Origin of the sequence: Streptomyces sp. NPDC044984 (genome assembly GCF_040646935.1) — a bacterium.
Taxonomy (GTDB): Bacteria; Actinomycetota; Actinomycetes; order Streptomycetales; family Streptomycetaceae; genus Streptomyces.
In genome coordinates this window covers 240,589-266,571 of the sequence record NZ_JBEZBE010000004.1, presented here as the reverse complement: position 1 = coordinate 266,571, position 25,983 = coordinate 240,589, and the positions used below count along the sequence as shown (strand labels likewise).

Annotated in this window: 27 protein-coding genes; 17 read left to right on the top strand and 10 right to left on the bottom strand. The window is 72.4% G+C overall.

Features of this window, described 5'->3' with window-relative positions:
• Positions 1-131: 131 nt before the first annotated feature.
• Complete coding sequence (locus tag AB0A94_RS06710) at positions 132-1,592, bottom strand: regulator (RefSeq protein ID WP_361739795.1); 1,461 nt, start codon at positions 1,590-1,592, stop codon at positions 132-134.
• A gap of 278 nt (positions 1,593-1,870) precedes the next feature.
• Here AB0A94_RS06710 and lipB point away from each other — a divergent pair, with 278 nt between their 5' ends.
• From lipB to AB0A94_RS06690, 4 genes are all read left to right on the top strand, one after another.
• A complete protein-coding gene (gene lipB, locus AB0A94_RS06705; protein ID WP_361739792.1) occupies positions 1,871-2,668 on the top strand; it encodes a lipoyl(octanoyl) transferase LipB in 798 nt (265 codons plus the stop codon).
• Between the two features lie 153 nt (positions 2,669-2,821).
• Entirely contained in the window at positions 2,822-3,787 is a 966-nt protein-coding gene (gene lipA / locus AB0A94_RS06700; protein ID WP_361739789.1) for a lipoyl synthase, read from the top strand.
• 256 nt (positions 3,788-4,043) lie between these two features.
• Positions 4,044-4,289: a hypothetical protein gene (locus AB0A94_RS06695; protein WP_361739786.1), complete on the top strand. Its 246-nt coding sequence runs from the start codon at positions 4,044-4,046 to the stop codon at positions 4,287-4,289.
• Between the two features lie 37 nt (positions 4,290-4,326).
• The gene (locus AB0A94_RS06690) at positions 4,327-5,031 is read left to right on the top strand and encodes a DUF4191 domain-containing protein (protein WP_361739783.1); all 705 of its coding nucleotides are present in this window, start codon (positions 4,327-4,329) and stop codon (positions 5,029-5,031) included.
• An 89-nt stretch (positions 5,032-5,120) separates the two neighbouring features.
• Here the strand turns inward: AB0A94_RS06690 and AB0A94_RS06685 are convergent, their stop codons facing one another.
• On the bottom strand, positions 5,121-5,591 hold the full coding sequence (locus AB0A94_RS06685; RefSeq protein ID WP_361739781.1) for an RDD family protein: 471 nt from the start codon (positions 5,589-5,591) through the stop codon (positions 5,121-5,123).
• A gap of 210 nt (positions 5,592-5,801) precedes the next feature.
• On the opposite strand from AB0A94_RS06685, the gene glnA reads away from it, so the two are divergent.
• Entirely contained in the window at positions 5,802-7,211 is a 1,410-nt protein-coding gene (gene glnA / locus AB0A94_RS06680; protein WP_217136728.1) for a type I glutamate--ammonia ligase, read from the top strand.
• A 130-nt stretch (positions 7,212-7,341) separates the two neighbouring features.
• Positions 7,342-7,599: a hypothetical protein gene (locus AB0A94_RS06675; RefSeq protein ID WP_361739778.1), complete on the top strand. Its 258-nt coding sequence runs from the start codon at positions 7,342-7,344 to the stop codon at positions 7,597-7,599.
• Between the two features lie 46 nt (positions 7,600-7,645).
• On the opposite strand, the gene AB0A94_RS06670 is transcribed toward AB0A94_RS06675, so the two are convergent.
• The 6 genes from AB0A94_RS06670 to AB0A94_RS06645 all read right to left on the bottom strand — a co-directional run bounded on the left by AB0A94_RS06670 (position 7,646) and on the right by AB0A94_RS06645 (position 13,992).
• Positions 7,646-10,204, bottom strand: coding sequence for an FtsX-like permease family protein (locus AB0A94_RS06670; RefSeq protein WP_361739775.1), 2,559 nt, complete (start codon positions 10,202-10,204; stop codon positions 7,646-7,648).
• Complete coding sequence (locus AB0A94_RS06665) at positions 10,201-10,968, bottom strand: ABC transporter ATP-binding protein (protein ID WP_361739772.1); 768 nt, start codon at positions 10,966-10,968, stop codon at positions 10,201-10,203. The genes AB0A94_RS06670 and AB0A94_RS06665 overlap by 4 nt, the downstream gene beginning before the upstream one ends.
• Before the next feature lie 23 nt (positions 10,969-10,991).
• Positions 10,992-11,423 carry a hypothetical protein gene (locus tag AB0A94_RS06660; RefSeq protein ID WP_361739769.1) on the bottom strand — a complete coding sequence of 144 codons (432 nt, stop codon included), beginning with the start codon at positions 11,421-11,423 and terminating at the stop codon, positions 10,992-10,994.
• Positions 11,424-11,594: 171 nt separating this feature from the next.
• Entirely contained in the window at positions 11,595-12,269 is a 675-nt protein-coding gene (locus AB0A94_RS06655; RefSeq protein WP_217136733.1) for a response regulator transcription factor, read from the bottom strand.
• On the bottom strand, positions 12,269-13,498 hold the full coding sequence (locus tag AB0A94_RS06650) for a sensor histidine kinase (protein ID WP_361739766.1): 1,230 nt from the start codon (positions 13,496-13,498) through the stop codon (positions 12,269-12,271). The genes AB0A94_RS06655 and AB0A94_RS06650 overlap by 1 nt, the downstream gene beginning before the upstream one ends.
• A gap of 179 nt (positions 13,499-13,677) precedes the next feature.
• On the bottom strand, positions 13,678-13,992 hold the full coding sequence (locus AB0A94_RS06645) for a hypothetical protein (RefSeq protein ID WP_361739763.1): 315 nt from the start codon (positions 13,990-13,992) through the stop codon (positions 13,678-13,680).
• Positions 13,993-14,224: 232 nt separating this feature from the next.
• On the opposite strand from AB0A94_RS06645, the gene AB0A94_RS06640 reads away from it, so the two are divergent.
• From AB0A94_RS06640 to AB0A94_RS06600, 9 genes are all read left to right on the top strand, one after another.
• Complete coding sequence (locus AB0A94_RS06640; RefSeq protein WP_361739760.1) at positions 14,225-14,584, top strand: arsenate reductase family protein; 360 nt, start codon at positions 14,225-14,227, stop codon at positions 14,582-14,584.
• Positions 14,585-14,693: 109 nt separating this feature from the next.
• The gene (locus AB0A94_RS06635; protein ID WP_361739757.1) at positions 14,694-15,344 is read left to right on the top strand and encodes a hypothetical protein; all 651 of its coding nucleotides are present in this window, start codon (positions 14,694-14,696) and stop codon (positions 15,342-15,344) included.
• A gap of 261 nt (positions 15,345-15,605) precedes the next feature.
• Entirely contained in the window at positions 15,606-16,634 is a 1,029-nt protein-coding gene (gene glnII / locus AB0A94_RS06630) for a glutamine synthetase (protein WP_361739754.1), read from the top strand.
• A 115-nt stretch (positions 16,635-16,749) separates the two neighbouring features.
• Entirely contained in the window at positions 16,750-16,872 is a 123-nt protein-coding gene (locus AB0A94_RS06625; RefSeq protein ID WP_361739751.1) for a hypothetical protein, read from the top strand.
• Between the two features lie 84 nt (positions 16,873-16,956).
• Positions 16,957-17,520, top strand: coding sequence for a winged helix-turn-helix domain-containing protein (locus AB0A94_RS06620; RefSeq protein ID WP_361739748.1), 564 nt, complete (start codon positions 16,957-16,959; stop codon positions 17,518-17,520).
• 72 nt (positions 17,521-17,592) lie between these two features.
• On the top strand, positions 17,593-18,603 hold the full coding sequence (locus AB0A94_RS06615) for an SDR family oxidoreductase (protein WP_361739745.1): 1,011 nt from the start codon (positions 17,593-17,595) through the stop codon (positions 18,601-18,603).
• Positions 18,604-18,671: 68 nt separating this feature from the next.
• The gene (locus tag AB0A94_RS06610; protein WP_361739742.1) at positions 18,672-19,937 is read left to right on the top strand and encodes a sensor histidine kinase; all 1,266 of its coding nucleotides are present in this window, start codon (positions 18,672-18,674) and stop codon (positions 19,935-19,937) included.
• Complete coding sequence (locus tag AB0A94_RS06605) at positions 19,922-20,575, top strand: response regulator transcription factor (protein ID WP_361739739.1); 654 nt, start codon at positions 19,922-19,924, stop codon at positions 20,573-20,575. The genes AB0A94_RS06610 and AB0A94_RS06605 overlap by 16 nt, the downstream gene beginning before the upstream one ends.
• 219 nt (positions 20,576-20,794) lie before the next feature.
• Positions 20,795-22,297: a DUF1996 domain-containing protein gene (locus AB0A94_RS06600; protein WP_361739736.1), complete on the top strand. Its 1,503-nt coding sequence runs from the start codon at positions 20,795-20,797 to the stop codon at positions 22,295-22,297.
• Positions 22,298-22,368: 71 nt separating this feature from the next.
• Here the strand turns inward: AB0A94_RS06600 and AB0A94_RS06595 are convergent, their stop codons facing one another.
• On the bottom strand, positions 22,369-22,800 hold the full coding sequence (locus tag AB0A94_RS06595) for a hypothetical protein (RefSeq protein ID WP_361739733.1): 432 nt from the start codon (positions 22,798-22,800) through the stop codon (positions 22,369-22,371).
• A gap of 156 nt (positions 22,801-22,956) precedes the next feature.
• On the opposite strand from AB0A94_RS06595, the gene AB0A94_RS06590 reads away from it, so the two are divergent.
• Positions 22,957-24,855, top strand: a complete 1,899-nt coding sequence (locus tag AB0A94_RS06590) for a hypothetical protein (RefSeq protein WP_361739731.1) — start codon at positions 22,957-22,959, stop codon at positions 24,853-24,855.
• 64 nt (positions 24,856-24,919) lie between these two features.
• Positions 24,920-25,618 (top strand): TetR/AcrR family transcriptional regulator, encoded by a 699-nt coding sequence (locus AB0A94_RS06585; RefSeq protein ID WP_361739729.1) that lies wholly within the window; start codon positions 24,920-24,922, stop codon positions 25,616-25,618.
• A gap of 6 nt (positions 25,619-25,624) precedes the next feature.
• On the opposite strand, the gene AB0A94_RS06580 is transcribed toward AB0A94_RS06585, so the two are convergent.
• Positions 25,625-25,978, bottom strand: coding sequence for an isomerase (locus AB0A94_RS06580; RefSeq protein ID WP_361739726.1), 354 nt, complete (start codon positions 25,976-25,978; stop codon positions 25,625-25,627).
• Positions 25,979-25,983: the final 5 nt, after the last annotated feature.

The following is a 25,983-nucleotide window of genomic DNA, read 5'->3' as shown; positions in this document are numbered from 1 at the left end:
GGCTGCGCGACCCACCCCCGGCCCGCACCAACACGGGGCACTCGCAAAGCGACGGGGCGGGGGTGGCCGTCCGCGGTGGTCGGCGCGTCCGCGCCCCGCGCCCCCACCCGCCGCGGGCGTCGGACGCGGGTTCAGCCGTACGCCGCGATCCTGTCGCGGTACGTGCGCACGGGAGCCGCGTCCCGGTACGGCTCCAGCTTCCGTTCGAAGTCCCGGACGTACTCGACGGCCCGCACCGACCGCATCTCCGCCGCCTGACCGGCCGCCTCGGCGGCCAGCTGGCACGCCTGGTCCAGCTCCCCCAGACCGAGCCGGGCGGTCGCCAGCACCATCCGGCAGAAGAGCCGGCTCCGGGCGTACCCCGGTGCCCGCAACCGCAGCGAGCGCTCCGCATGCTGCGCGGCGGCCCGGAACTGCTGCAGGTCCCGGTGGCAGTGCCCGAACTCGTCGGCGAGCTGCGCCTCGTCGAAGAAGCGCGCCCAGTACGGAACCTCGTCACCGGGCCGCGCGCCCTCCAGCGCCCGCTCCGCGCGCACCAGCGCCGCCGTGCAGGCCCGCACCTCCCCCAGCACCCCGTGCCCCCGCGCCTCGGCCGCGTGCAGCAGCGCCTGCACGACCGGCGGCCCCGACCCGCCCGCCCCCTGCTGGGCGACCCGCGCGAGCTGCACGGCCTCCCGCCCGTGCCCGAGGTAGACGGCCTGCCGGCTCATGGTGACCAGGACGTAGGCACCGTAGGGCCGGTCCCCCGCCGCCTGCGCCAGCCGCAGCGCCTGCACGAAGTACCGCTGTGCGAGCCCGTGCGCCGCGATGTCGTACGACGTCCACCCGGCCAGCCGGGTCAGGTCCGCGGCGGCCGCGAACAGCCGCCGCCCGGTCTGCTCGCCGTACGTGCCGCGCAGCATCGGCTCGCACTCGTGCTCCAGGTACCGCACGAGGGCCTGGCGGGCGTGCCCGCCGCCGTACGCGTCGTCGAGCGTGCGGAACAGCTCGCCGACCGAACGCAGCGCCGCGATGTCGCCGCCGGTGACCCGGTGGCCCGGACCGCGTTCGGCCGTGGCACGCCGGCGCGCGAGCAGTTCGGCCGGACGGACCGGCGGCCGGCCCTGCGCCGGCACCCGTACCGGCACCGGCGGCTCCGCCCGGGCCACCTTCTCGTCCTCCCGCCCGATCAGCCAGTCCCGGCTCGGCACGACCAGCCCCGCCGAGGTGAAGGCGATCTTCCGCAGCTCGGCGTGGCTGCCGGAGTCCTTGCGCCACAGCCCGCTGACGATGTCGACGGCCTCCTCGGGGGTGGCGGCGAACTCCAGCCCCGCGTAGACCGGCGCGCAGGCGTCCAGCCCCAGGTCCTGCGCGGTCAGGCGGCGGCCCAGACGCCGGGTGAAGACCTCGGCGATCAGCGCCGGCGTCGTACCGCGGGGCTGCTGTCCGCGCAGCCAGCGGGTGACGGACGTCTTGTCGTATCTCAGGTCGAGCCCGTGTTCGAGACCGAGCTGGTCCACGCGCCGGGCGAGTCCCGCGTTGGAGAACCCCGCTTCTGCGATGAGCGCGGCGAGCTGTCGGTTGGGGGTGCGCTGCGCGGGTCGTTCCGTCATCTGCGGTGCGGTCTCCTGCCTTCCGGCTGAGCGAGGTGCCCGGATTGCCTGTGAGCAGCCCTTATGGCCACATGGACGGCGCGAATGTAGCGGAGAGTAAGCACCCGATCGCGGGCTTCACCCGGCATTCATCCGATCGTGTGAGGATTGCCCGGAAGCTGACGGCCACCCCGGACGGACGCCGCCGGCCGGACGCCGCCGACCGGCACCCACTCGAACGGTCGTACAGTGGCGTGGGCGCGTTTCGTGCCTGACGACCTTCTAGGGAGGCGCTTGCCGTGAGCGAGTTGCGGTTCGTGCGGATGGGCTTCGGGACCGAGGCCGTGGACTACCAGGCGGCCTGGGACGAGCAGCGCCGGGTGCACGCGGCGCGGTTCGCCGACGAGGTGCCCGACACCGTGATCCTCCTCGAGCACCCCCCGGTCTACACGGCCGGCCGCCGCACCGCGGACAGCGAGCGCCCCCTCGACGGCACCCCGGTCATCGACGTGGACCGCGGCGGCAAGATCACCTGGCACGGCCCCGGCCAGCTGGTGGGCTACCCGATCCAGAAGCTGCCCCGCCCGGTGGACGTGGTCGCGCACGTCCGCCGCCTGGAGGAGGCCCTGATCCGCACCTGCGCGGAGTTCGGCCTGGAGACCACCCGGGTGGAGGGCCGCAGCGGGGTGTGGGTGCTGGGCGACCCGGTGGAGCGGCGCCCGGCGCTCGGCGGACTCTCCCTGGACTTCGACCCCCGGCTCACCGACGACGAGTTCGACCCCCGCCTCAACGGCCCGGAGTACGCGCCCTCCAACGCCGGCCAGCGCCGCGAGGACCGCAAGATCGCCGCGATCGGCATCCGCGTGGCCAAGGGCGTCACGATGCACGGCTTCGCGCTGAACGTGAACCCCGACAACAAGTGGTTCGACAAGATCATCCCGTGCGGCATCCGCGACGCGGGCGTCGCCTCCCTGGCGAACGAGCTGGGCCGCGACATCACGATCGCCGAGGTGCTCCCCGTCGTGGAACGCCACCTCCGGGACATCCTGGAGAACGCGGAACCGAAGCCCCGGGTCATCGAGAAGGCACCGGCATAAAAACAGCCCGTCCGGCGTTGCACGTCATGGCCGAACAGGCCGCAGCGAGGACCGGGGGCGGCTTTCCTCAGCAGGCCGACACCCTCGCCGGGCATTCAAATCAACGGGCGTACGCTTGAGCACGCCGAAGAATCAATCGCTAGGGAGCCGGTCGTGTCCGCAGTCGCACCCGACGGACGCAAGATGCTGCGCCTGGAGGTCCGCAACAGCCAGACCCCCATCGAGCGCAAGCCCGAGTGGATCAAGACCCGGGCGAAAATGGGCCCCGAGTACTCCAAGATGCAGAACCTCGTGAAGAGCGAAGGGCTGCACACGGTCTGCCAGGAAGCCGGCTGTCCGAACATCTACGAGTGCTGGGAGGACCGCGAGGCGACCTTCCTCATCGGCGGCGACCAGTGCACCCGGCGGTGCGACTTCTGCCAGATCGACACCGGCAAGCCCGAGGCCCTCGACCGTGACGAGCCGCGCCGCGTGGGCGAGTCGGTCGTCACCATGGACCTGAACTACGCCACCATCACCGGCGTCGCCCGCGACGACCTGGAGGACGGCGGCGCCTGGCTGTACGCCGAGACCGTGCGCCAGATCCACGCGCAGACGGCGGAGCGCGAGGCCGGCCGCACCAAGGTCGAGCTGCTCGCCCCCGACTTCAACGCCGTGCCGGAGCAGCTGGCGGAGGTCTTCTCCTCCCGCCCCGAGGTCTTCGCGCACAACGTCGAGACGGTGCCCCGGATCTTCAAGCGGATCCGCCCCGGCTTCCGCTACGACCGCTCCCTGAAGGTCATCACCGAGGCCCGCGACTACGGCCTGGTCACCAAGTCCAACCTGATCCTCGGCATGGGCGAGACCCGCGAGGAGGTCAGCGAGGCGCTGAAGCAGCTGCACGACGCCGGCTGCGAGCTGGTCACCATCACGCAGTACCTGCGGCCCTCCGTGCGCCACCACCCCGTGGAGCGCTGGGTGAAGCCGCACGAGTTCGTGGAGCTGAAGGAGGAGGCCGAGCAGATCGGCTTCTCCGGCGTGATGTCCGGCCCGCTGGTCCGCTCCTCGTACCGCGCCGGCCGCCTGTACCGGATGGCGGTCGAGAAGCGCGGCGCGTACGTGGCCTCCCAGGCCGTCTGACAGCGCCCTCCCGGGCCGTCCGACGGCGTGTGAATTCACGCACAAGGCCCTACCGGCCGGTAATGGCCGAGACGACGCGGTCCCGACCGTCCTCGCAGTTGAGGGCACAGGTCGGGGCCGCGTCGGCGTTCCGGACCCTCCCACCGAGGCTTCATGCCTGTTTGACCGGCCGGTCACGCCCTGGTAACACCAGTCAGTGAGCCTGGAATCACCGCACGTACACCCCTGTCCGCCGGCACTGAGGGAGACCTCCACCATGCAGGCCGCGCCCGTCCGCGCCACCGCCATCCCGTCCTTCACCACCGCGCTGCGCGCCGTCGAGTCGCTGCTGATGAGCGGCGGCCAGCGCACCGCCCGCCGCAACGCCTGGACCTCGGTGCTGGAGGACCGCCGCCGCGCCAAGGACCGGATCGAGGCACAGCGCGTCCTCGACCAGGCTCCGGGCGCCCCGTCCCCGAGCACCCTGCCCCTGAGCACTCCGTCCCTGACGACCCGCCCCTGACCGACCGCCCCCCGCGGGGACACGTAGACTTCATGGCATGGCGAGGAAGGAAACCGCAGCGGACGCTGCGAACCCCGGGCGACTGAAGCAGATCGCCCTGACCTACAAGATGACCCGCAGGGCCGACAAGAAGATCGGTCTTGTACTCGCGGCTGTCGGAATCGTCACCTTCGGTGTCTTCCTCGCGATCGGCTTCTTGATCGGGCACCCCATCTATCTCGGCATCCTGGGCCTCCTGCTCGCCTTCCTCGCGACGGCGATCGTCTTCGGGCGCCGGGCCGAGCGGGCCGCCTTCGGGCAGATGGAGGGACAGCCGGGCGCCGCCGCGGCCGTGCTCGACAACATCGGCCGGGGCTGGACGACGACCCCTGCGGTGGCGATGAACCGCAACCAGGACGTGGTGCACCGCGCGGTCGGCAAGGCCGGCATCGTGCTGGTCGCCGAGGGCAACCCGAACCGGGTGAAGAGCCTGCTGGCCGCCGAGAAGAAGAAGATGAACCGCATCGTCGCGGACGTCCCGGTGCACGACCTGATCGTGGGCACCGGCGAGGGCCAGGTCGAGCTGAAGAAGGTCCGCACGACCATGCTCAAGCTGCCCCGCGTGCTCACCGGCCCGCAGGTCACCGCGACCAACGACCGGCTGCGCGCCCTGGGCGACCTGATGAGCAACATGCCGCTGCCGAAGGGCCCGATGCCCAAGGGCATGAGACTGCCGAAGGGCGGCAACCCGAGGGGCCGCTGACCCACCCCTCCACTACGCCGACGGGGGCGCCGGAATCACTTCCGGCGCCCCCGTCGGCGCACTCCCGTCACATCCGCCGTAAGCGGGGGTCAGATCCGCACCTCGACCGTGCGGGCCAGCCGGTCGTGCAGGCCGCGGCCGTCGCGGTCCCAGATCAGCGCGGGGACGGCGAGGCACAGCAGCGCGGAGCGCACCAGCCCGCGCAGCGGCTGGACCCGGCCGCTGTCGAGGGCGACCACCCGCAGCCCGAACAGCCGCTTGCCGGGCGTGAAGCCGACCGTGCCGACGGTGAGGACGCTCAGCACGAAGAACACCAGCAGCGCCCAGTTGCTGGTCGCCTGTCCGTAGTAGCCGTCGGTGATCAGGCCGTATGCGATCAGGACGCACAGCCCCCAGTCCACGGCGAGGGCGCCGAGCCTGCGGCCGGGGCGCGCGATCGAGCCCGGTCCGTCCTCCGGCAGCCCCAGCTGCTCACCCCGGTGACCGAACTCGGCACCGGCGTCCTCCAGGGCCGCGCGGGGACCCGAGAGCCATGATCCGATTGCTTGCCTGTTGTCCACCCGTCCACGGTACTGCGCCCGGATATGACCACAGGACGGCGGGGTGCGCCGGGGCTACCGTGGGAGAGGGGCCGGTTAACTTGTGCGAAACAAATGGGTCACGCCCGAGAAATGACCCGTCCCTAGGGTCGAGGGGAGCGTGTGCCACCCGCACTGGCCACACGAACGGTCTACCACCCCGGCGGGACGGTCGGGAGTAGGAGGAGCTGGATGTTCCAGAACGCCGACGACGCCAAGAAGTACCTCGCGGACGAGGACGTCAAGTTCATCGACGTCCGGTTCTGCGACCTCCCGGGTGTGATGCAGCACGTCACGATCCCTGCCGAGGCGTTCGACCCGGACGAGGAGCTGGCGTTCGACGGATCGTCGATCCGTGGCTTCCAGGCCATCCACGAGTCCGACATGTCGCTGCGCGCGGACCTGTCGACCGCCCGGGTCGACCCGTTCCGCCGTGACAAGACGCTGAACATCAACTTCTTCATCCACGACCCGATCACGGGCGAGCAGTACTCCCGCGACCCGCGCAACGTGGCCAAGAAGGCCGAGGCGTACCTGGCCTCCACCGGCATCGCGGACACCGCGTACTTCGGTCCCGAGGCCGAGTTCTACGTCTTCGACAGCGTGCGTTTCAAGACGTCCGAGAACGAGTCCTTCTACCACATCGACTCCGAGGCGGGCGCCTGGAACACCGGTGCGCTGGAGGACAACCGCGGTTACAAGGTCCGCTACAAGGGCGGCTACTTCCCGGTCCCGCCGGTCGACCACTTCGCCGACCTGCGCGCCGAGATGTCCCTGGAGCTGGCCAAGGCCGGCCTGAAGGTCGAGCGCCAGCACCACGAGGTGGGCACCGCAGGCCAGGCCGAGATCAACTACAGGTTCAACACCCTGCTCGCCGCCGCCGACGACCTGCAGCTCTTCAAGTACATCGTGAAGAACGTCGCCTGGCGCAACGGCAAGACCGCGACCTTCATGCCGAAGCCGATCTTCGGCGACAACGGCTCGGGCATGCACGTCCACCAGTCGCTGTGGGCGGGCGGCGAGCCTCTCTTCTACGACGAGCAGGGCTACGCCGGGCTGTCGGACACCGCCCGCTACTACATCGGCGGCATCCTCAAGCACGCGCCGTCGCTGCTGGCCTTCACCAACCCGACGGTGAACTCGTACCACCGTCTGGTGCCGGGCTTCGAGGCCCCGGTGAACCTGGTGTACTCGCAGCGCAACCGCTCCGCCGCGATGCGCATCCCGATCACCGGCTCCAACCCGAAGGCCAAGCGCGTCGAGTTCCGCGCCCCGGACGCCTCCGGCAACCCGTACCTGGCCTTCTCGGCGCTGCTCCTCGCGGGCCTGGACGGCATCAAGAACAAGATCGAGCCGGCCGAGCCGATCGACAAGGACCTCTACGAGCTGGCTCCCGAGGAGCACGCGAACGTGGCCCAGGTCCCGACCTCCCTCGGCGCGGTCCTCGACCGCCTCGAGGCCGACCACGAGTTCCTCCTCCAGGGCGACGTCTTCACGCCGGACCTGATCGAGACGTGGATCGACTTCAAGCGCGCCAACGAGATCGCCCCGCTGCAGCTGCGCCCGCACCCGCACGAGTTCGAGCTGTACTTCGACGTGTGATCGGGCCACGGCGCCCCGCCCCCGGTTCTTCCGGGGGCGGGGCGCCGTCGTGTGTCCGGAAAGCTTCCCTCTCCGTGCCCGGAGGGGGGATCCTTGGTCCGACACCGTTGTTCGAGAGAAGGTCACGGGGATGTCCGAAAGGGACGACGAGGAGCGGGAGTTCGACATCAAGTGGGCGGACGGCGCCGCGCACAAGGAGCCGTCGGCGCGGGCCCGGATGCTCGCCGCGCGCTGGAAGGACAACCCGCCCGGACCGGTCCCGTTCCGCGGCGAACCGGAGTACCGGGGATCGTCGGGCCGCTCGTCGTGGGTGTCGACGGCCGTGGTGCTCGGCTGCGTCGTCGCGGTGATCGTGCTGCTCGGCTACGCCGACTTCCGCCCGTACTGATCCCGGCGACGCGGCGTGCCCGCCGGGCCCCGGCCCGCTTCTCCGGCTAGTCGGTCTGGGCGACGGCGACCGTCGGCGAGGTGCGGGAGGCCCGGAGGGCGGGCACCATGCCCGCGGCGGCGGTCACCAGGACGAGGACGGCGAAGACCGCCGCGAGCTCCCCGGCCGGCACGCTGAACGGGGCGTTCGCCCGGGTGACACGGACCACCAGCCAGGAGTACGGCAGCCCGAGGGCCAGACCGAGGATCCCGCCCAGTACGCCGTAGAGCGCGCATTCCACCGTGACCATGCGGTGCACGGCCGTTCCACCGAGGCCCAGGGCCCGCAGCAGCCCGAACTCACGCCTGCGCTCGACGACGGTGAGACTCGCCGTGGTCGCGACTCCGGCGACCGCCACCAGGACGGTCAGCCCCAGAAGCATGATCACTGTCGTGGCCGTCGTCCGCAGGTCCTCCGACTCGCCGGCCTGTCCGGCCGCGTCCTCGGCGATGACGCGGCCGTCGCCGCGCTCCGGGCCGGTCAAGGTGTCGGTGATGGCCCGCTGTGCGCTTGTCCGCCCCTGGGCGCCGTCTTCCGCGGCGTCGGCGGTGACCACGGTGGGCGCGGCGTCCGCTCCCATCCGGGTGAGATCGGCGGCGGGGACGAAGAACTGCCCTCCCCAGGGGCCGGCTCCGGTCAGCGTCGCCGCCACGGTGAGCTCGACGGGGCGGCCCTCGAACGTCAGCGTCACGCGGTCGCCTGCCTCGACACCGAGTCGATGGGCGGTGTCGGCGTCCACGACGACGTGGGCGGGGCCGAGGTCGTCGAGGGAGCCGGTGCGGGCGGTCAGGCCCACGCCGGAGCGGACGGTGCCGAGGTCGAGGTCGGAGATCGTCGCGCTGTAGGCGCCTTCGGTGACCTCCGCCGTGCGGAAGGCGGTCACGTCGGCCAGTCCGGGACGGGAGGCCAGATCGGCGGCCAGCGACCGGTCCAGCGTCTCGCTGTCCCTCGGGTACAGGCGGAAGTCGGCGGGCGCCTCCACCGCCTGCCGGTACCGCTCGTAGGCGTCCAGGGAGGCGAGGCAGGTCAGCGTCGAGCCGACCAGGCAGGCGCCGAGGGCCACGACGACCGAGACCGAGGCCGCTCGGCGCGGCGCACCCCCGACGCCCGCCACCGCGAGGCGGCCGGCCGCACCGGTGCGGCGCAGGGGCACGGCGACGGCCGACAGCACCGGCCGGACCGCATGGGGGCCGAGGGCGATCAGGGCCAGGAAGGCCAGCCCGCCCGAGAGGACCACGACGGTCAGCGCCGTGAACCGGTCGTACTCCGTGTCGCCCGGCTGGGGCAGCCCGTCGTACTGCTGCCAGGCGAGGAACGCGGCGGCCGCCGCGCACAGCAGGCCCAACAGGGTCCGGCCGATGCCGCTCACCGCGCTCTCCTCGGACGCAGCGGTGCGCAGGGCTTGCAGCGGGGAGACCCGTGAGGCGCTCAGGGACGGGGCCAGGACCGCCAGAACGGCCAGGAGACCGGTGCCGAGAACGGTGAGGGCGGCCTCCGTCAGCGGAACCCGGGAGGCGGCGGACAGGTCGTGCCCGAACCGCCCGGCGACCGGGGGGACGAGCTGCCCGCAGCCCCAGGCCGCCAGCACACCGATCGCACCGGCCAGCAGACCGACCACCGTCCCCTCGACGACGAGCGCGGCGGCGAGCCGTCGCGGGGTCGCCCCGATGGTGCGCAGCAGCGCCAGCTGGCGTACGCGCCGTGTGAAGACGATGCGGAAGGTGGAGGTCGCGACGAGGACCGCCGCGCCGACGGCGACCGCGAGGAAGACGGTGACCAGGTCCAGGTTGTCCCGCGCCGCCGCCACCGCCTCGCGGGCCTCCTCGTCGCGCACCTCGTCCCCGGGCCGCACCTCCGCTCCGGGCACCGCCTGCCGGATCCGCTCGGTCAGCTCCGCGGAGACGGACGCGGAGGACGCGGTGTCGGTGCGGATGTCGACGCGGGCGTAGCCCGACGCGCCGAGGATCTTCCGGAGCTGGGGCCCGGGAGCGTACCCGGTGGGCTCCACGTCGTTCGTGGCGGTGCTGCGGACGATGCCGCTGACCTCGACCGTCACCCGTCGGGTGTCCTCGCCGTCGGGCTGCAGCAGGGTGAGCGACGTTCCCGGAGCGAGATCGTATTCCTCCGCGGCCCGCGTGTTGACGGCGAGCCTGCCCGGGCCGGACGGGTACGTGCCGTCGAGCAGCCGGACTTCGGCCAGGGCGCCGGTGCCCGGGTCCGCGGACAGACTGAGGTAGCGGTCGACGGCGCTGCCGCCCAGCGGGACGCCGTCCTCGATCCGGCCGACGGCCTCGACGACTCCGGACGTCCTCCGGATCTCACGGAGGCGGGACTCGCCGATGTCCGCCCCCTCGTCGCCGGGCGTGACCACGATCGACACCGCTTCGGGTGTTCCGCGGAACTTCTCGACGGCGGTCGCGGTGAGGATCTGCTGGGTCATGACGGTCCCGAAGACGACGAACGCCGCGATCAGCAGCGACAGTCCGGTCGCCGCGAACCGTCCGGGCCGTCTCAGGAGTTCCGCCACCTGGGAGCCCAGGACGGTCGCGCGCCACGGATACCTCATCGCCGCCTCCCCATGACGTCGGTGGCGAGTGCGGTGGCCCGCCCGGAGGGGGTGGCGTGCTCGTCCTTCACGACGCGTCCGTCCGCGAGGGTCAGCACCCGGTCCGCGTACCGCGCGGCCGCGGGGTCGTGGGTGACCATCACGACCGTCTGCCCGAGGTCGTCGACGGACCGGCGCAGCATGGTGAGGACTTCGGCGCCGGCCCGGGAGTCGAGGTTGCCAGTGGGTTCGTCGGCGAAGACCACGGCCGGCCGGGCCACCAGCGCCCGGACCACGGCGACCCGCTGCTGCTGGCCCCCGGACAGTTCGGACGGGCGGTGCGAGACCCGGTGGGCGATGCCGAGGACCTCGCAGAGGTGGTCCACCAGCTCGCGGTCCGGGCGCCCGCCGGTCATGGTGACGGGCAGCACGATGTTCTCGTAGGCCGTCAGCTGCGGCAGCAGGTTGAACGACTGGAAGACGAACCCGATCCGCTCCCGGCGCACCCGGGTCAGCCGCCGGTCGGACAGTCCGGTGATCTCCGTCCCGTCCAGGACGATGCTGCCGGAGGTGACGGTGTCGAGTCCGGCGACGCAGTGCATCAGGGTCGACTTGCCCGACCCGGAGGGGCCGACGACGGCGGTGAACCGGGCGCGCCGGATGCCGACGGACACCTCGTCGAGGGCCCGTACCTCGGTGGTGCCCTGACGGTAGGTCTTCACCAGGGCGGTGGCGGTGATGACGTCGTCCGGTGCGCGGTCGCGGGCGGCGGTGTGGACAGCCATGGGGACGGTTCTCGCGATCCGGGTCAGGCGCCGAGCGGCGGCATGGAGAGGGTGACGCCGGAGTCCGAGCAGTGTCCCTGCGCCTCTTCCTGGAGGTTCTTCACGTCCTTCGCGGACGGCGCTTCGGGGGACTTCTTGGCGGTCTCGAGCGCCCATCCCTCGTACCGGGAGATCTTGGCTCCGAGGTAGCCGTCCTTCATCTGCGCGCGGCGCTCGTCGCCGGTCTCCTGCCACCACTTCTCCGCGTCCGGCACGGGGCCGGTGGAGATCTCCTCGGCCTCGGTGATGATGCGCTGCGCCAGCCGGCAGTCCTCGGCGGACGCCTGGCTGAGCTCGTCGCGGTCCAGCCACCAGTAGCCCGCCCCGGCGGCCAGGGCCGCGGCGATCACGGCCGCGGCCGCGCCGATGACGAGACGGTTGCGCTTGCGGTTCCGCGTGGTGGGCGTGGTGTCCATCGGGTCCTCCAGAGGTCTTCTCGGCCGCGTTCGGCGACAGTGAGAAGTCTGGAGTTCGGCGGCCCGCCGGACATCGGCCACGGATCCGAGATCGGACGCGGCGGATCTGGCACACCGGACGGGGTGATCCCTGCGCCCCCGGGGGCAGACTCCGGGGGCGCTTCTGCACCCTCAGGGGGAGGGACGGACCAGTCCGGACTCATAGGCGAACGCGACGGCCTGGGCACGGTCCCGCAGGTGCAGCTTCGCCATGAGGTTGCCCAGGTGCGTCTTCACCGTGGCCCCCGCGACGTACAGCTCCGCCGCGATCTCGGCGTTGGACAGCCCTCGGGCGACCAGGGCGAGCACGTCCCGCTCGCGCGCGGTCAGGGCGTCCAGCCGTTCGGCCTGTCCGTTCGCCGGTGCCAGCCGGTCCGAGACCCGGTCCAGGAGCAGCCGGGTGATGCGCGGCGCCACCACCGACTCCCCCGCGGCCAGGACCCGGATGGCGTTCACGACCTCCGCGGCGGGGGCGTTCTTCAGCAGGAAGCCGCCGGCTCCGGCGCGCAGGGCCGCGAACGCGTCCTCGTCGTTGTCGAAGGTGGTCAGCACCAGCACCCCGGGCGGATCGTCCCGCAGCATCAGCTGCTCCGTGGCCTGGATGCCGTCCATGACGGGCATGCGGATGTCCATGATGACGACGTCCGCCTCGACCTTGTGCAGCAGGTCGAGGGCGTCCGCCCCGTTCTCCGCCTCCCCGACGACCTCGATGTCGTCCTGACCGGCCAGCACCATGGAGAACCCGGCCCGGATCAGCGGCTGGTCGTCCACCACGGCCACCCGGATCGGCCTGTCTGCCTGCGTCATCACTTCTTCCTTGTCGGAATCGAGGCACGTACGTGCCATCCGCTGCCGAGCCGGGGGCCGGCCTCGAAGGTGCCGCCGGCGAGCTCCACCCGCTCCCGCATCCCCACGAGTCCGTTCCCTCCCGAGCTCCCGACGCCGCGGCCGGCGAGGGTGCCCGCCCCGTCGTCGGCCACGCTGATCAGCAGTGTGCCCTGCTCCTCGTGGAGCCGGATGTCGACCCCGGCCCCGGCTCCGGCGTGGCGGAGCACGTTCGTGAGGCACTCCTGGACGATGCGGAAGGCCGTCATCTCCTCCGCCGGCGCCAGCCGTCCCTCGCCGACCTCGATCGACACCTCCACCGTCAGCCCGGCGGCCCGTGCGCGTTCGGCGACGACCTCGATCTCGTCGAGGGTGACCAGGCGCCGTGGCGGGCCGCCGTCCGCGGAGTCCGGGTTTCCTTCGCGCAGCACCCGGACGATGCGGTGCATGTCGTCGATCGCGTCCCGGCCCGTGGCGGCGATCGTCTTCAGCGCGGACCGGGCCATGTCCGGCGACTTCCGCAGCACGGACTCGGCCCCGTCGGCCTGGAGGATCATCACGGCCAGGCTGTGCGCCACCACGTCGTGCAGTTCACGGGCGATGTCGGCCCGCTCCCGGGCCGCGGCCAGCCGGACGCGCTGCTCCTGTTCCCGCTGGACGTGCAAGGCGCGGTCCGCCTGGCTCTCGGCGTAGAGCCGCCGCGTGTGCAGGACGAAGGCCGTCAGCCAGACCGTCAGCGTCAGTCCCCAGAAGGTCAGCAACACCTCGAGATCGGCGAACGGCTCGACACCCAGGGGCGGCATCCCCACCGTTCCGGCCAACGTGGCCAACAACACCGCGGCGCCCGCGAGATACGGCATCCAGGTGGTCCGGGAATGATGGACGACCGAGATCATGGCGAACAGCACGGCCACGTCGTACGCGGCGGGCGACGACGCCAGCGGGTTGTCGGGCGCGTCGTCCAGGACGAACTGGACGACGGTCAGCGCCAGGACGGCCGCCATCACCGTGCCGGGGAACCGTCTGCGGGCCAGCAGGCACAGGGCCATCAGCGAGCCCAGGACCAGGTCGTAGTCCTCGCTGTATTGATTCGCCGCGATCAGGACCCCCAGCGCCATGGCGATGTCGCAGGCCCGGGCGACGGCGCGGCCGTACCGGCCGGACAGCGTCATCCACGACGACGGGACCGGGACCGTCCTCTCCTCAGTCAACCGTCGTACCTTTCTCCTCCGGCAGGGGCGCGACCGCGTGGCCCGGCGGCACAAGTGCCTGCGGACCGCGACGACTTCGGGGTGAGGACGGTGTCCTCACCCCGCCCATACTGCCTCAGCGCACGGCACGGCGGTGCCGGGCACCCCACGCGGGGAGGCGCCCGGCACCGGTCCGTGACTCAGCGGTTGTAGCGCATGAACGCGCGCACCATGTGGCACGTGGTGTCCGACGGCGGGTGGACGCCGATCAGTGCCGCCGTGGTGCGGATCTTGTCGTTGCGGGCCTGGCCCGGCAGGTAGACGCCGGAGTCGAGCAGGGCGATGGCGAGCCGCATCGCCTTGAGCCGGCGGTTGTGCGTGACGTACCACTCGCGCGGGCGGCCCGCCGGGAGCGGGCGCTTCTCCACCGGGGCGCAGGGCAGTTCGAGCAGCACGGGACGCTTCGCGGTGGACTGGGTGGGCAGGGGCTTCGGCTTCAGTGCGGCAGCGGGCACGGGCATCCTCCTGTCGCGGTCGGGGCGGCCCGCCGGGATCCCCGACGACCCCGGCACCACCCTCGAACACTGCTTCCAGTCTACTGCCCCCCACTGACAATCAGCAGACCTGAAGGAGTCAATAAATCCCCTGGTGAGCACGGGTTTTGGCAGAGCGCCACACCGGCCCCGGGAGACACGCGCACGAGGACGGAGAATTCGAACAACGGCATGGCGGCGTACCGTGGGCGGCATGGAGATCTGGATCAATCCCGCCTGTTCCAAGTGCCGTAGCGCCCTCAGCCTGCTCGACGCCGAGGGGGCCGAGTACACCGTCCGCCGGTACCTGGAGGACGTGCCGAGCGAGGACGAGATCCGGGCGGTGCTGGAGCGGCTCGGGCTGGAGCCGTGGGACATCACCCGGACCCGGGAGGCCGTCGCGACGGAGCTGGGGCTCGCGGAGTGGGCGCGGGACGCCGGCACGCGGGACCGCTGGATCGCGGCGCTCGCCTCGCATCCCAAGCTGATCCAGCGGCCGATCATCACGGCGGACGACGGTACGGCGGTCGTGGGCCGCACGGAGGACGCCGTACGGGACGCCCTCTCCCGCTGACGGCCGTGTGACGCAGGCCACTTCGGCGAGTCGACCCGACCGCTGAGCAACTCCGTTCGGTATCTCGTACATAGCGGCGTACGCTCCCCTACCTCTTCAGGAGGCGCGCATGTCGCGCAGGAGAACTCTCGGCCCGAAGAAGAAGCTCGCGCTGTTGCTGAGCGCCGCGACGGTGGCGGGGGGCGGGGCCTTCGTCATGGCGAACACGTCGAACGCGGCACCGCCGGCCACCACCAGGTCGGCGGCGGACTCGACCGTCTGCCAGGGTCTCGCCACCGCGCTCGGCAACAACCGGAAGTTCATCGAGGGCCAGCGGGCCGCCCCCGACGCGCAGTCCGCGGCGCGGATCGCCAACCGCGAGGCGGTCATCGCCCAGATCCAGCGCCAGCAGGAGGCGTCCGGGTGCACGGTGGGGGAGTCGGCTCAGGACTCCCAGGCCGCGCGGCCGGAGCAGCCCGCTCCCTCGCAGCCGGCCGCGGGTGACCAGGGCGGCCAGGCCGGCCAGGCCTCCGGCGAGCAGGTGTGCGACGGGTCGACCGTCACCCTCTCCGGCGAGGGCGGCGCCCCGGCCGCGTCCAGCAACCGGTTCCCGGCCGGTACGAAGCTGAAGGTGACCAACCTGGACAACGACAAGTCCACGACGGTGGAGGTCACCTCGGTGTCCGGCAGCTGCGTGCTGCTCAACAACGCGGCCTTCGAGCAGGTCCGCGAGGCCGGCAAGTTCCTGATCCGCCGGGCGGTGATCGAGAAGGTGGGGTGACACCCGGGTTCGTCGCGGATTCCCAGGGCCCGCCGCTCCCCCACCGGGGCGGCGGGCCCGCCCGCGTCCCCCGCGACCGGGCACGCGCGCTCACACGGCGGGGCGGGACACGGAGGTGTCAGGTAACACGGGGTTCACATTCGGGCAATGGCCGGGAAATCGCCTGTTGACAGGCTGCGGGGCATCGACGGCGGCGCCCCAGTGCCGCAGCGCCGCAGCACCCGCACAAGCGCCCAGACCCACCCCCGAAGGATGTGGACCGTGAGCTTCAAGGCCGAGTACATCTGGATCGACGGCACCGAGCCGACCGCCAAGCTGCGTTCCAAGACGAAGATCCTGGCCGACGACGCCAAGGGCGCGGAACTGCCGATCTGGGGCTTCGACGGTTCCTCCACCAACCAGGCCGAGGGCCACGCCTCCGACTGCGTCCTCAAGCCGGTCTTCGTCTGCCCGGACCCGATCCGCGGCGGTGACGACGTCCTGGTGCTGTGCGAGGTCCTGAACACGGACATGACGCCGCACGCGACCAACACCCGTGCCGCGCTGGCCGAGGTCGCCGGGAGGTTCGCCGCTCAGGAGCCGATCTTCGGCATCGAGCAGGAGTACACCTTCTTCAAGGGCGCCCGCCCGCTCGGCTTCCCCGAGGCCGGCTTCCCGGCCGCGCAGGGCGGCTACTACTGCGGTGTCGGCTCGGACGAGATCTTCGGCCGCGACGTCGTCGAGGCGCACCTGGAGAACTGCCTGAAGGCGGGCCTCGGCATCTCCGGCATCAACGCCGAGGTCATGCCCGGCCAGTGGGAGTTCCAGGTCGGCCCGCTGGCCCCGCTGGAGGTCTCCGACCAGCTGTGGGTGGCCCGCTGGCTGCTCTACCGCACGGCCGAGGACTTCGAGGTCTCCGCCACCCTCGACCCCAAGCCGGTCAAGGGCGACTGGAACGGCGCGGGCGCGCACACCAACTTCTCCACCAAGGCGATGCGCGAGGGCTACGACGCGATCATCACCGCGTGCGAGTCGCTCGGTGAGGGCTCCAAGCCGCTGGACCACGTCAAGAACTACGGCGCCGGCATCGACGACCGCCTCACCGGTCTGCACGAGACCGCCCCGTGGAACGAGTACTCCTACGGCGTCTCGAACCGCGGCGCCTCGGTCCGCATCCCGTGGCAGGTCGAGAAGGACGGCAAGGGCTACATCGAGGACCGCCGTCCGAACGCCAACGTCGACCCGTACGTGGTGACCCGTCTGCTGGTCGACACGTGCTGCACCGCGCTGGAGAAGGCCGGCCAGGTCTGATCCGTACCGCAGTCCGCGCGCGAGGGCGTCCACCGTGGGGGTGGGCGCCCTCGCGCGTTGTCCGAGCGGTGGAAGGGGGCTCCTGCGGACCGCGGGTGTCTGCTTCAATGGGGGCATGGCCGGCTTCCGGAAGTACGACGCGACGGGTCGCCGTGACCTCGAGCCGTTCTGGCCCTCCCGTCAGCACCACGACTTCGACCGGGTGTGTCGCCGCGCGACGAACGCGCCGGCCCTCTGACGCCCGGATCCTCTCCCGGCCTTCGGCAGGCGCGAACCGCGTACGTCCCCGACGAACCCCTTCGCGCGAAAGAGCTGACGACTCATGGCGACCACCCGTTCCCTGCCCTCCGCCTCCCCTTCCGCCCCTCCCCGGCTGCGCGCCGTCGACCGGGACGAGGTGGTGACCGTCGCGGACCTGCTGCCGCCGGGTGCCACCTGGCTGCCCGCGCCGCAGAACGCCCTGCCCGTCCTGCCCGGCCGCCCGCCGATGGTCGGCTACCTGGTGCTGGTCCCCGCCGACCGGCAGCCGCCGTTCCCGGCCGCGGCACCGGAGCCGGGAACGGTACCGGGGCCGGCCGGGCACCCCGACGGCGATCCGCTCATCCACGTCGACACCGCACAGCGCACCGCCCACGTCGGCGGACGGCAACTCGACCTCACCTACCTGGAGTTCGAGCTGCTCGCCCATCTCGTGGCGCACCCGGGCCGGGTGCACACCCGGGACCACCTGGTCGGCACGGTGTGGGGCTACGACCATGTCGGCGACGGCCGTACCGTCGACGTCCACATCGCCCGGCTGCGCCGCAAACTGGGCGCCGGGCACCGGGACACGATCCGCACGGTGCGCCGGGTCGGCTACAAGTACGTTCCGCCGGCGGGACGCTGAGCCGCCCGCGGCCGGTCTGCCGACAGCAGATTCCCGTTCCCCCGGGCCGCCCGACCGGGCAGAGTCACCGGTATGAGACTTCTGGTGCTGGGTGGTACGGAGTTCGCGGGCCGGGCCGTCGTCGAGGCGGCCCTCGGACGGGGCTGGGAGGTGACCGTCTTCCACCGGGGGCGCCACGAGGCCCCGAAGGGCGTGCGGACGCTGCTGGGCGACCGCACCGCGCCCGACGGTCTGGCCGCGCTCGACGAGGACCCCGGGGAGTGGGACGCCGTGGTCGACACCTGGTCGTCCGCGCCGCGCGCGGTGCGGGACGCGGCACGGCTGCTGCGGGGCCGCGCCGGGCGGTACGTGTACGTGTCGAGCTGCTCGGTGTACGACTGGGCCCCGCCCGCCGGGTACACCGAGCGGGCGCCCGTGGTGGAGGGCGCTTCCGCCGACGCCGGCCTCACGGACTACGCGCGGGACAAGCGGGGCGGTGAGCTGGCCGCCGTGGACGCCTTCGGCGCGGACCGGTCGCTGCTGGTGCGGGCGGGGCTGATCCTCGGGCCGTACGAGAACGTGGGCCGGCTGCCCTGGTGGCTGGACCGGATGGCGCGCGGCGGGCCGGTCCTCGCGCCGGGCCCGCGTGACTTGCCGCTCCAGTACGTCGACGTCCGCGACCTCGCGGAGTGGATCCTCGGGGCGGCGGAGCGGGGGCTGAGCGGGCCGTGCAACCTGATGTCGCCGCAGGGGCACGCCACGATGGGAGAGCTGCTGGAGGCGTGCGCCGGGGTGACCGGGGGCGCGGCCGAACTGCGGTGGACCGCGCCGGAGGTGATCCTCGAAGCGGGGATCGAGCCGTGGACGCAGCTGCCGGTGTGGGTGCCGCCGGGCAGCGACCTGCACGACGCGCTGCACTCTGCGGACGTCTCCCGGGCGGTCGCGGCGGGGCTGCGCTGCCGCCCGGTCGCCGAGACCGTGGCCGACACCTGGGCCTGGCTGGAGGACATCGGCGGCACCGCGCCCCAGCGCCTCGACCGGGCCGTCAAGGGGCTCGATCCGGAAGTGGAGGCGAAGGTGCTGGGGACCACCGAAGGGGTGTAGCCAGCACCACCCCCGGAGCGGGTGCCCGGCCCAGTGCCCCGCCCGCCCCGCCCGGCCAGACTGGTGCCATGACCGACGACACGAAGAACGGCCAGGGGCGGACCAAGGGGCGGGGCATCGCGCTCGCCGCGATACGAGGGCTGGCGCTCGCCCTGGTGTCGCTGCCGGGGGCGGTGCTGTGCTTCGTGCTGTCCGCCGTGTCCATCGCGCTGATCCCGATCGGCGTCGGCATCGTCACCACCCCGTACGTGCTGACGGGGGTGCGGGCGTTCGCGAACTGGCGGCGGGTGCTGGCGGCCGAGTGGGGCGGGGTGCGGATCCCGCCGTCGTACCGGCCGATACCGAAGGACGCCAACCCGTGGGGGCGGACGTTCGGGATGCTGCGCGACCCGGCGACCTGGCGGGATCTGCGGTGGCTGCCCGTCGACATGACCGCCGGTTTCGTCACCGCGCTGCTGCCGTTCGCGCTGCTGGCCTACCCGCTGGAGGGGATCGCGCTGGCGGCCGGCCTGTGGCGGGTGATGCCCGACGGGTACTGGTACGGCTTCGTGCCGGTCTCCGACCAGGCGTCCGCGCTGGGCGCCGGTGTGCTCGCCCTCGCCCTGCTGTTCCTCGCGCACTTCTTCACCCCGCGCCTGCTGCACGCGCACTTCCTGCTCACCCGGGCCGTCCTCGGCTCGGACCGGGGCGAGCTGACCGAGCGGGTGCGGGTGCTGACCGAGACCCGGCGGGACGCCGTGGACACCTCCGCCGCCGAACTGCGGCGCATCGAGCGGGACCTGCACGACGGGGCGCAGGCGCGGCTGGTCGCCATGGGCATGGACCTCGGGACGATCGAGGCGCTGATCGAGAAGGACCCGGTGAAGGCGCGTGAGCTGCTGGCGCACGCCCGGCAGTCCTCCGCCGAGGCGCTGACCGAGCTGCGGGAGCTGGTGCGCGGCATCCATCCGCCGGTGCTCGCCGAGCGCGGGCTCGGTGACGCGGTGCGGGCGCTGGCGCTGCGGCTGCCGGTGGCCGCCGAGGTGACCGTGGAGCTGCCCGGGCGGGCCGAGGCGCCGGTGGAGTCGGCCGCGTACTTCGCGGTGAGCGAGGTGCTCACCAACGCGGTGAAGCACTCCGGCGCGGACCGGATCTGGGTCGACCTGCATCACGCCGACGGTCATCTGCGGGTGACGGTCACGGACAACGGCAAGGGCGGCGCGGTGATCGGGGCCGGTTCGGGACTGACCGGGGTGGAGCGGCGACTGGGTACATTCGACGGCGTCCTGGCCGTCAGCAGCCCCGCGGGCGGCCCCACCATGGTCACCGTGGAGATGCCTTGCGCGTTGTCCTAGCCGAAGACCTGTTCCTGCTGCGCGACGGACTCGTCCGGCTCCTCGAAGCCCACGACTTCGAGATCGCGGCGGCCGTGGAGTCCGGGCCCGAACTGGCCCGGGCGCTGGCCGAGCTGGAGCCCGACGTCGCCGTGGTCGACGTGCGCCTGCCGCCGACGCACACCGACGAAGGGCTGCAGTGCGCGCTGGAGGCGCGCCGCAGGCGGCCGGGGCTGCCGGTGCTGGTGCTCTCGCAGCACGTGGAGCAGCTGTACGCGCGGGAGCTGCTCGCGGACGGCAGCGGTGGGGTGGGCTATCTGCTGAAGGACCGGGTGTTCGACGCGGAGCAGTTCGTGGACGCCGTACGACGGGTGGCGCAGGGGGGTACGGCGATGGACCCGCAGGTGATCCAGCAGCTGCTGGCACGGCAGTCGGGCGGCGACCGGCCGCTGGCGCGGCTGACGCCCCGGGAGCTGGAGGTGCTGGAGCTGATGGCGCAGGGGCGGACCAACGCGGCGATCGCGGCCCGGCTGGTGGTGACGGAACGGGCGATCGCGAAGCACACCGCGAACATCTTCGCCAAACTGGGCCTCGAGGTATCGGACGACGACAACCGGCGCGTGCTGGCGGTTCTCGCGTATCTCGACCACGGCCGGTGAAACCGGACCCGCCACCCCTTCACTCCAGGTACGCGGTCGACAACTTCCGGTGTTTCAGGGCCTGTTGAAACCCGTGCGGCCGTACGGACTTCTCATCGATTTCCGGGACGGGTGAACACCCGTGGGGCGGCTCCCGTACTCAAGGGAGCCGCTTCACTCCTGCCGGGCCGCTCGACGCCCCGCAAAGGTGCCCCCGTAAGGAAGGTCAAGAGGATTTCCATGGGACGCAACACAAGAAAACGCCGTATGCCGCTGGCCACCAAAGTGACAGCCGGGGCGGCGGCCCTGGCGCTCGGTGGGGGCGGGCTCGTCTGGGCGAACTTCTACGCCTCGGCACACGAGGACGGAGGCCACAACCGGACGAAGTCGAGGGGGGCGCAGGTCGCCACGATCAACTGCCCCGACGTCGGCCAGAAGCTGACGAAGGTGCCGAGGCAGGCGCGCCGGGGCGTGGCGAAGGAACTGGCGCTGCTGGACCGGCAGATCACGGACGCCTACACGCGTCTCGCGGAGACGCGCCAGGCCCAGGCGGGAGACGCCGGCTACGTCGACAACGCCATCCTCGGACCGCTGAAGTCCAAGCGGACGGCCACCCTGGACCGGATCGGCATCAACATCAACCGCGCGGGCGGCACGGCGCCGCGCGACCTCGGCCGGTTCGCCCGGTGCCAGGGCGTTCCCGTCGAACAGCCGGACGGCGACGACGGTGCCGGCCAGGACCAGGACAACGGCCAGGACCAGGGCGGCGGTGGCCAGGACAACGGCCAGGAGCAGGGCAACGGCGGTCAGGCCGGCAACGGCCCCGTGGCGGACGACTTCATCGCCATCGAGGACGTCCAGCCGAACTCCCGCAACCTGCCCAACGGTCTGGCCGCGAACGGCGACGGCGGTTCGACGGGCAGCTTCACCACCGAATGCGGCACCAACGAGAACGCGCTCCGCAACTCGGACAACGTGATCGTCGCCCCCGGCGTCAGCAACGGCGCCCAGCACCAGCACGACTACGTCGGCAACCAGGCCAACACCGCCTTCGCGAGCGACGAGGACCTGGCGAACGGCGAGACGACCTGCCGGAACCAAGGTGACCGGTCGACGTACTTCTGGCCGGTCCTGCGGATCCAGGACGGTACGCAGGACATCGACCAGGGCCAGCCGGGCGGTGGTCAGGACGGCAACGTCGGCAAGATCGTCGCGCCCACCGACGTGGAGCTGAAGTTCGTCGGCAACCGGACGAGCGACGTCGTCGCCATGCCGAGGGCCCTGCGCATCATCACCGGTGACGCGAAGGCCTTCACCAACGGCCTGAACAACGCCAACACCGCCTGGAGCTGCACCGGCTTCGAGGACCGGCAGGTGACGGACAAGTACCCGATCTGCCCCGAGGGCAGCAGCGTGGTCCGGACGTCCGCCTTCCAGAGCTGCTGGGACGGCCAGAACACCGACAGCGCCAACCACCGCACGCACGTCGACTTCGTGGAGGCGGACGGCACCTGCTCGAACGGCTTCCAGGCCATCCCCCAGCTCCAGGTCCGCCTGGTCTACGACGACATCCCGGCCCCGCGGATCGAGAACGGGCAGGTCGTGAACCCGTTCGCGGTGGACTCCTTCCCGGAGCAGCTGCACAAGCCGATCACCGACCACAACGACTTCATCAACTTCTTCGACGAGGACCTGATGAACGAGATGGTCGACTGCATCAACAGCGGCCAGGACTGCCAGTAGTCCGGTAGCGGAAGGAGGCCGGCGGTGGGGCATCCCACCGCCGGCCTCCTCGTCCGTCCGCGACCGCCGGGTCAGCCGTGGTGGCCGCCCTGGTTGTGACTGCCGCCGGGGTTCATGTGCTCGGAGCCTTCCTCCATGGTCCCGCCGAGCGCGCTCCGCAGGGCCGTGACGGTCCGCTCCTCGCCGACGGCCACCCACTTGCGGCCGACGAGGTAGTAACCGCCGTAGTCCTTGGCGGTGTCGAGCCACTCGCGCTGGCCGCGGTCGGTGGCGAAGGTGGCGAGGACGTACTTCTCGTCGCCCTTCTCGCACAGCGCCTGGCGGATGGTGTCGGCGTCGGTCTGCATGTTCGGATCGCACTCCGCCTCGGCGGCCAGGTGCTCCAGGCTGCCGGTCGCGGTGGGCGGCACGTCGGCCTTCCCGTCGCCGCCGGTTCCGCAGCCCGCCAGCGCCAGGGCCGCCACCGCGCCGGTCAACGCGAGCATCGGTCGGGTCACCCTCATGTGTTCCTCCGGTTCTGACGGCGACATCGTGGCGGCGACACGCCGCACGGAGCCCCGTACCGGGGCCCTCCGCCTTCGATACGGCTGCGACGCCCGCAACGCTCAACGACCGCGCGGGGCAGGTGACCATCCGCCGGTTCCCTCGTTCTGCTGAGCGTGCAGCCACAGGATGTCGTCCCGCCCTCCCCAGACTCCCCCGCCCCCTCCGCGGCCGGTCCGGTCGTGGGCGTCGAGCAGGCCGAGGCGGCGCTCGTCGAGCACTACCCGCGGCTCGTCCGGCTCGCCTACCTGGTGCTGCCGTCCGGCAGGGGCCGGAGCAGGCGGGTGCTCACCGCGCACGCCCTGGTCCAACGGGCACTGCCCCGCCACCGCACCCCCGCGCCGTTGATCCCCGCCCAGCGGGCCGGCCGGGACGGCGACCCGGGGTACGCGCTGATCCGCCTCCAGGTGCTGCGTACGGCGCTGGGGCGCGGGGTGCGGCTGCCGCCGCCGCTTCCGCAGGTGTGGGGGCTGAAGCTGTTCCCGCGCTCGGGCGGCGCCGACGAACTCGCGCTGGACCAGCGGCTGTCCGCGCTGTCGGGGCCGGCCCGCGCCGCCCACGCCCTGCGCGGCCTGGAGCGGCTTCCGGACGGGGAGGTGCGCGAGGTGCTCACCGCCGCGGGCGTCGCCGACGTGGACGCCGCGCTGGAGGAGGCCGACCGGATCCCCGACCCGTACCGGCTGCTCGACTCCCCCGGGTTCGACCCCTGCGCGCTGCAGGTCCGGCCGACCGACCTGCTGCGCCGCCGGCGGCGTCTGAGGGCCACGCTGGTCGCCGGGGCGGCACTGGCGGTGTGCGGGACGCTGCTCGCGCTGCCGGGCGACGGCTGGGGCCCGGACGGCGCCGCCGCACCCCCGTACACGCGCAACCCGGCCGCGCAGGCCGCACTGGACCCGGGGAAGCTGGCCCGGGTCTCCCCCGCCGCGTGGCGGACCTCGGCGCGCACCGACTTCTCCGTGTGGCCGGCGCGCGGCGACCGTACCGGCGACCGGGCCCTGCTGCGCCGTGCCCTCGCCGTCTGGGCCCGGCCCGGGGAGGACGTCCGGGTGTCGGCGACCCCGGGCACCCCGTCCGGCGGCCCCGCCGGACCGCCCCAGCTGCTGTACGCGGGGACGGTCGACACCGCGCGCGTGGTGGTCCTGTACGACGGTCTGCGCCTCGCCAGGTACGCGGAGCCGAAGGACGGCACGCGGGGCGCCGTCCTCGACTTCGCCCGCGTCGACGGCGCCGGGCGGGCCGGGTCGGGCGCGGTGGTGCTGAACCGGGCCGACGGCAACGTCCGCTATCTGCTGGCCCCCTGGGTGCGTGAGGCCGGCGAGCGGGACCTGCGGGAGCCGGGCTCGGGCGTGATGTCCCTCCCCCTCAGCGACGGGGTGACCTCGCCGCTGGCCAGTTCCGCCCTGCGGCCGGGGCCGTGCACCTCCTGGAACGTGCTGCAGCTGACCGACGGCACCGGCACCCGGCTGGTGACCGACCTCGGCGAGCTGGTCCCGGCCCACCTCACCGCCGGACGTCCGGGCAGGACGCGTGAGGTCTCCGGTGCCGGGGCGCTGCGCACCTGGGCGCCGTACGCCTGCTCGCTGGGCGCGGTGCGCTCGGCGGGCGTGCGGAGCGTGAACGCCTGGGCGTTCGCCGAGCAGCCGCTGCCCGGAGCGGAAGGTGCGGCGGAGTGGGTGTGCACCCGCGCGGAGACCTGGCGGGGCGGCGGGGCCCGGGTGCTGGCGCAGTTCCACACGCCGGGCGGGCGGTCCGGGGCGGTGGCGGCGACGGCCGAGTCCGTGCCGGCCTGCGGGGAGCGGGAGCCCCGGGTGCTCGCCGGGGTGCTGTGGAGGTCCGGGGCGGGCACCTGGTACCTGCTGGCCGCCGGCAGCAGCGGCACGGTGTCGGTCAGGGCGACCGGCGGGGTCGAGGGGTCGGCCCGGGGCCGTCTGCTGGCCGTCCACGCGGAGAAGGGCGCCCGGGCGGAGCTCAGGGGCAGACTGGAGGACGGGCGGTCGATCGGCGGACTGCGCTAGCCGGATGAACACCGCCGTCCGGTCCGGGCCGTTCGAGGCCGGAATCGATCGGTAAGGTGTTCGCATGACTACCGGGGCGCGGCGCAGGATGGGAGTGGAGGAGCGGCGGCAGCAGTTGATCGGCGTGGCCCTCGAACTGTTCAGCCGGCGTTCCCCCGACGAGGTCTCCATCGACGAGATAGCGTCGCGGGCGGGCATCTCCCGCCCGCTGGTCTACCACTACTTCCCCGGCAAACTCAGCCTGTACGAGGCCGCGTTGAGGCGGGCCGCGGACGATCTGGCGTCCCGGTTCGCGGAGCCGCACGAGGGCCCCCTGGGGTCGCGGCTGCGGCGGGTGATGGTCCGCTTCTTCGACTTCGTCGACGCGCACGGGCCCGGTTTCGCCGCCCTGATGCGCGGTGGCCCGGCGGTCGGCTCCTCCACCACCAACGCGCTGATCGACTCCGTACGGCAGGCCGCGTATGACCAGATGTTGTCGCACATGGGTGTGGTGGGCCCGGCGCCGGTGCGGCTGGAACTGGTCGTGAGGTCCTGGATCTCGCTCGTCGAGTCGACGGCGCTGATCTGGCTGGACGGGCGGCGCGTGCCGCGCGAGGAGCTGGAGACCCAGCTGGTGCAGGACTTCGCCGCGCTGGCCGCCGTCGCCGCCGCCCGTGACGAGGAACTGGCCGCGCTGCTCCGTGACCTGATCAAGAACGAGCCGGGCGACGGGCCGTTCACCGACCTCGCCACCCGGCTGATCTCGCTGGCGTCCGAGGCCTAGAACGGCCTAGAACTCGTCCTTGCGGTAGGACGGGTCGAGGTCGCGGACCTCGGCGGAGACATACGTGCGGTGGCCGTCCTCCGGCCCGATGAATTTGCGCATGAGGTCCACCACCGCCTCGGTGAGCTGCGCCTTCGTCTCGTCGCTGCGTCCGGCGAGCAGACCGATCATGACATGCACGACAGTGACACCGTCGACGGTGTCGGCGCCGACCGCCGCGTCCTCACCCCGCACGACCTGCGTCTTGCACGCCTCCGGTCGCGCGTTCGCCTTCTCGACGACCACCCCGTTCAGTGCGACCGCCAAGCCCTCCCAGTCGACATCGTCGCTTCCGGTCCGGGTAACGAGAATCTGCGGCATGAGCC

Excerpts from the sequence above, each read along its gene's own strand:
- AB0A94_RS06710 (WP_361739795.1), bottom strand. The coding sequence starts at position 1,592 with ATGACGGAACGACCCGCGCAGCGCACCCCCAACCGACAGCTCGCCGCG.
- AB0A94_RS06695 (WP_361739786.1), top strand. The coding sequence starts at position 4,044 with ATGCAGGCCGCGCCCGTCCGCGCCACCGCCATCCCGTCCTTCACCACC.
- AB0A94_RS06690 (WP_361739783.1), top strand. The coding sequence starts at position 4,327 with ATGGCGAGGAAGGAAACCGCAGCGGACGCTGCGAACCCCGGGCGACTG.
- glnA (WP_217136728.1), top strand. The coding sequence starts at position 5,802 with ATGTTCCAGAACGCCGACGACGCCAAGAAGTACCTCGCGGACGAGGAC.
- AB0A94_RS06675 (WP_361739778.1), top strand. The coding sequence starts at position 7,342 with ATGTCCGAAAGGGACGACGAGGAGCGGGAGTTCGACATCAAGTGGGCG.
- AB0A94_RS06670 (WP_361739775.1), bottom strand. The coding sequence starts at position 10,204 with ATGAGGTATCCGTGGCGCGCGACCGTCCTGGGCTCCCAGGTGGCGGAA.
- AB0A94_RS06665 (WP_361739772.1), bottom strand. The coding sequence starts at position 10,968 with ATGGCTGTCCACACCGCCGCCCGCGACCGCGCACCGGACGACGTCATC.
- AB0A94_RS06660 (WP_361739769.1), bottom strand. The coding sequence starts at position 11,423 with ATGGACACCACGCCCACCACGCGGAACCGCAAGCGCAACCGTCTCGTC.
- AB0A94_RS06655 (WP_217136733.1), bottom strand. The coding sequence starts at position 12,269 with ATGACGCAGGCAGACAGGCCGATCCGGGTGGCCGTGGTGGACGACCAG.
- AB0A94_RS06640 (WP_361739760.1), top strand. The coding sequence starts at position 14,225 with ATGGAGATCTGGATCAATCCCGCCTGTTCCAAGTGCCGTAGCGCCCTC.
- AB0A94_RS06635 (WP_361739757.1), top strand. The coding sequence starts at position 14,694 with ATGTCGCGCAGGAGAACTCTCGGCCCGAAGAAGAAGCTCGCGCTGTTG.
- AB0A94_RS06625 (WP_361739751.1), top strand. The coding sequence starts at position 16,750 with ATGGCCGGCTTCCGGAAGTACGACGCGACGGGTCGCCGTGACCTCGAG.
- AB0A94_RS06620 (WP_361739748.1), top strand. The coding sequence starts at position 16,957 with ATGGCGACCACCCGTTCCCTGCCCTCCGCCTCCCCTTCCGCCCCTCCC.
- AB0A94_RS06615 (WP_361739745.1), top strand. The coding sequence starts at position 17,593 with ATGAGACTTCTGGTGCTGGGTGGTACGGAGTTCGCGGGCCGGGCCGTC.
- AB0A94_RS06610 (WP_361739742.1), top strand. The coding sequence starts at position 18,672 with ATGACCGACGACACGAAGAACGGCCAGGGGCGGACCAAGGGGCGGGGC.
- AB0A94_RS06600 (WP_361739736.1), top strand. The coding sequence starts at position 20,795 with ATGGGACGCAACACAAGAAAACGCCGTATGCCGCTGGCCACCAAAGTG.
- AB0A94_RS06595 (WP_361739733.1), bottom strand. The coding sequence starts at position 22,800 with ATGAGGGTGACCCGACCGATGCTCGCGTTGACCGGCGCGGTGGCGGCC.
- AB0A94_RS06585 (WP_361739729.1), top strand. The coding sequence starts at position 24,920 with ATGACTACCGGGGCGCGGCGCAGGATGGGAGTGGAGGAGCGGCGGCAG.
- AB0A94_RS06580 (WP_361739726.1), bottom strand. The coding sequence starts at position 25,978 with ATGCCGCAGATTCTCGTTACCCGGACCGGAAGCGACGATGTCGACTGG.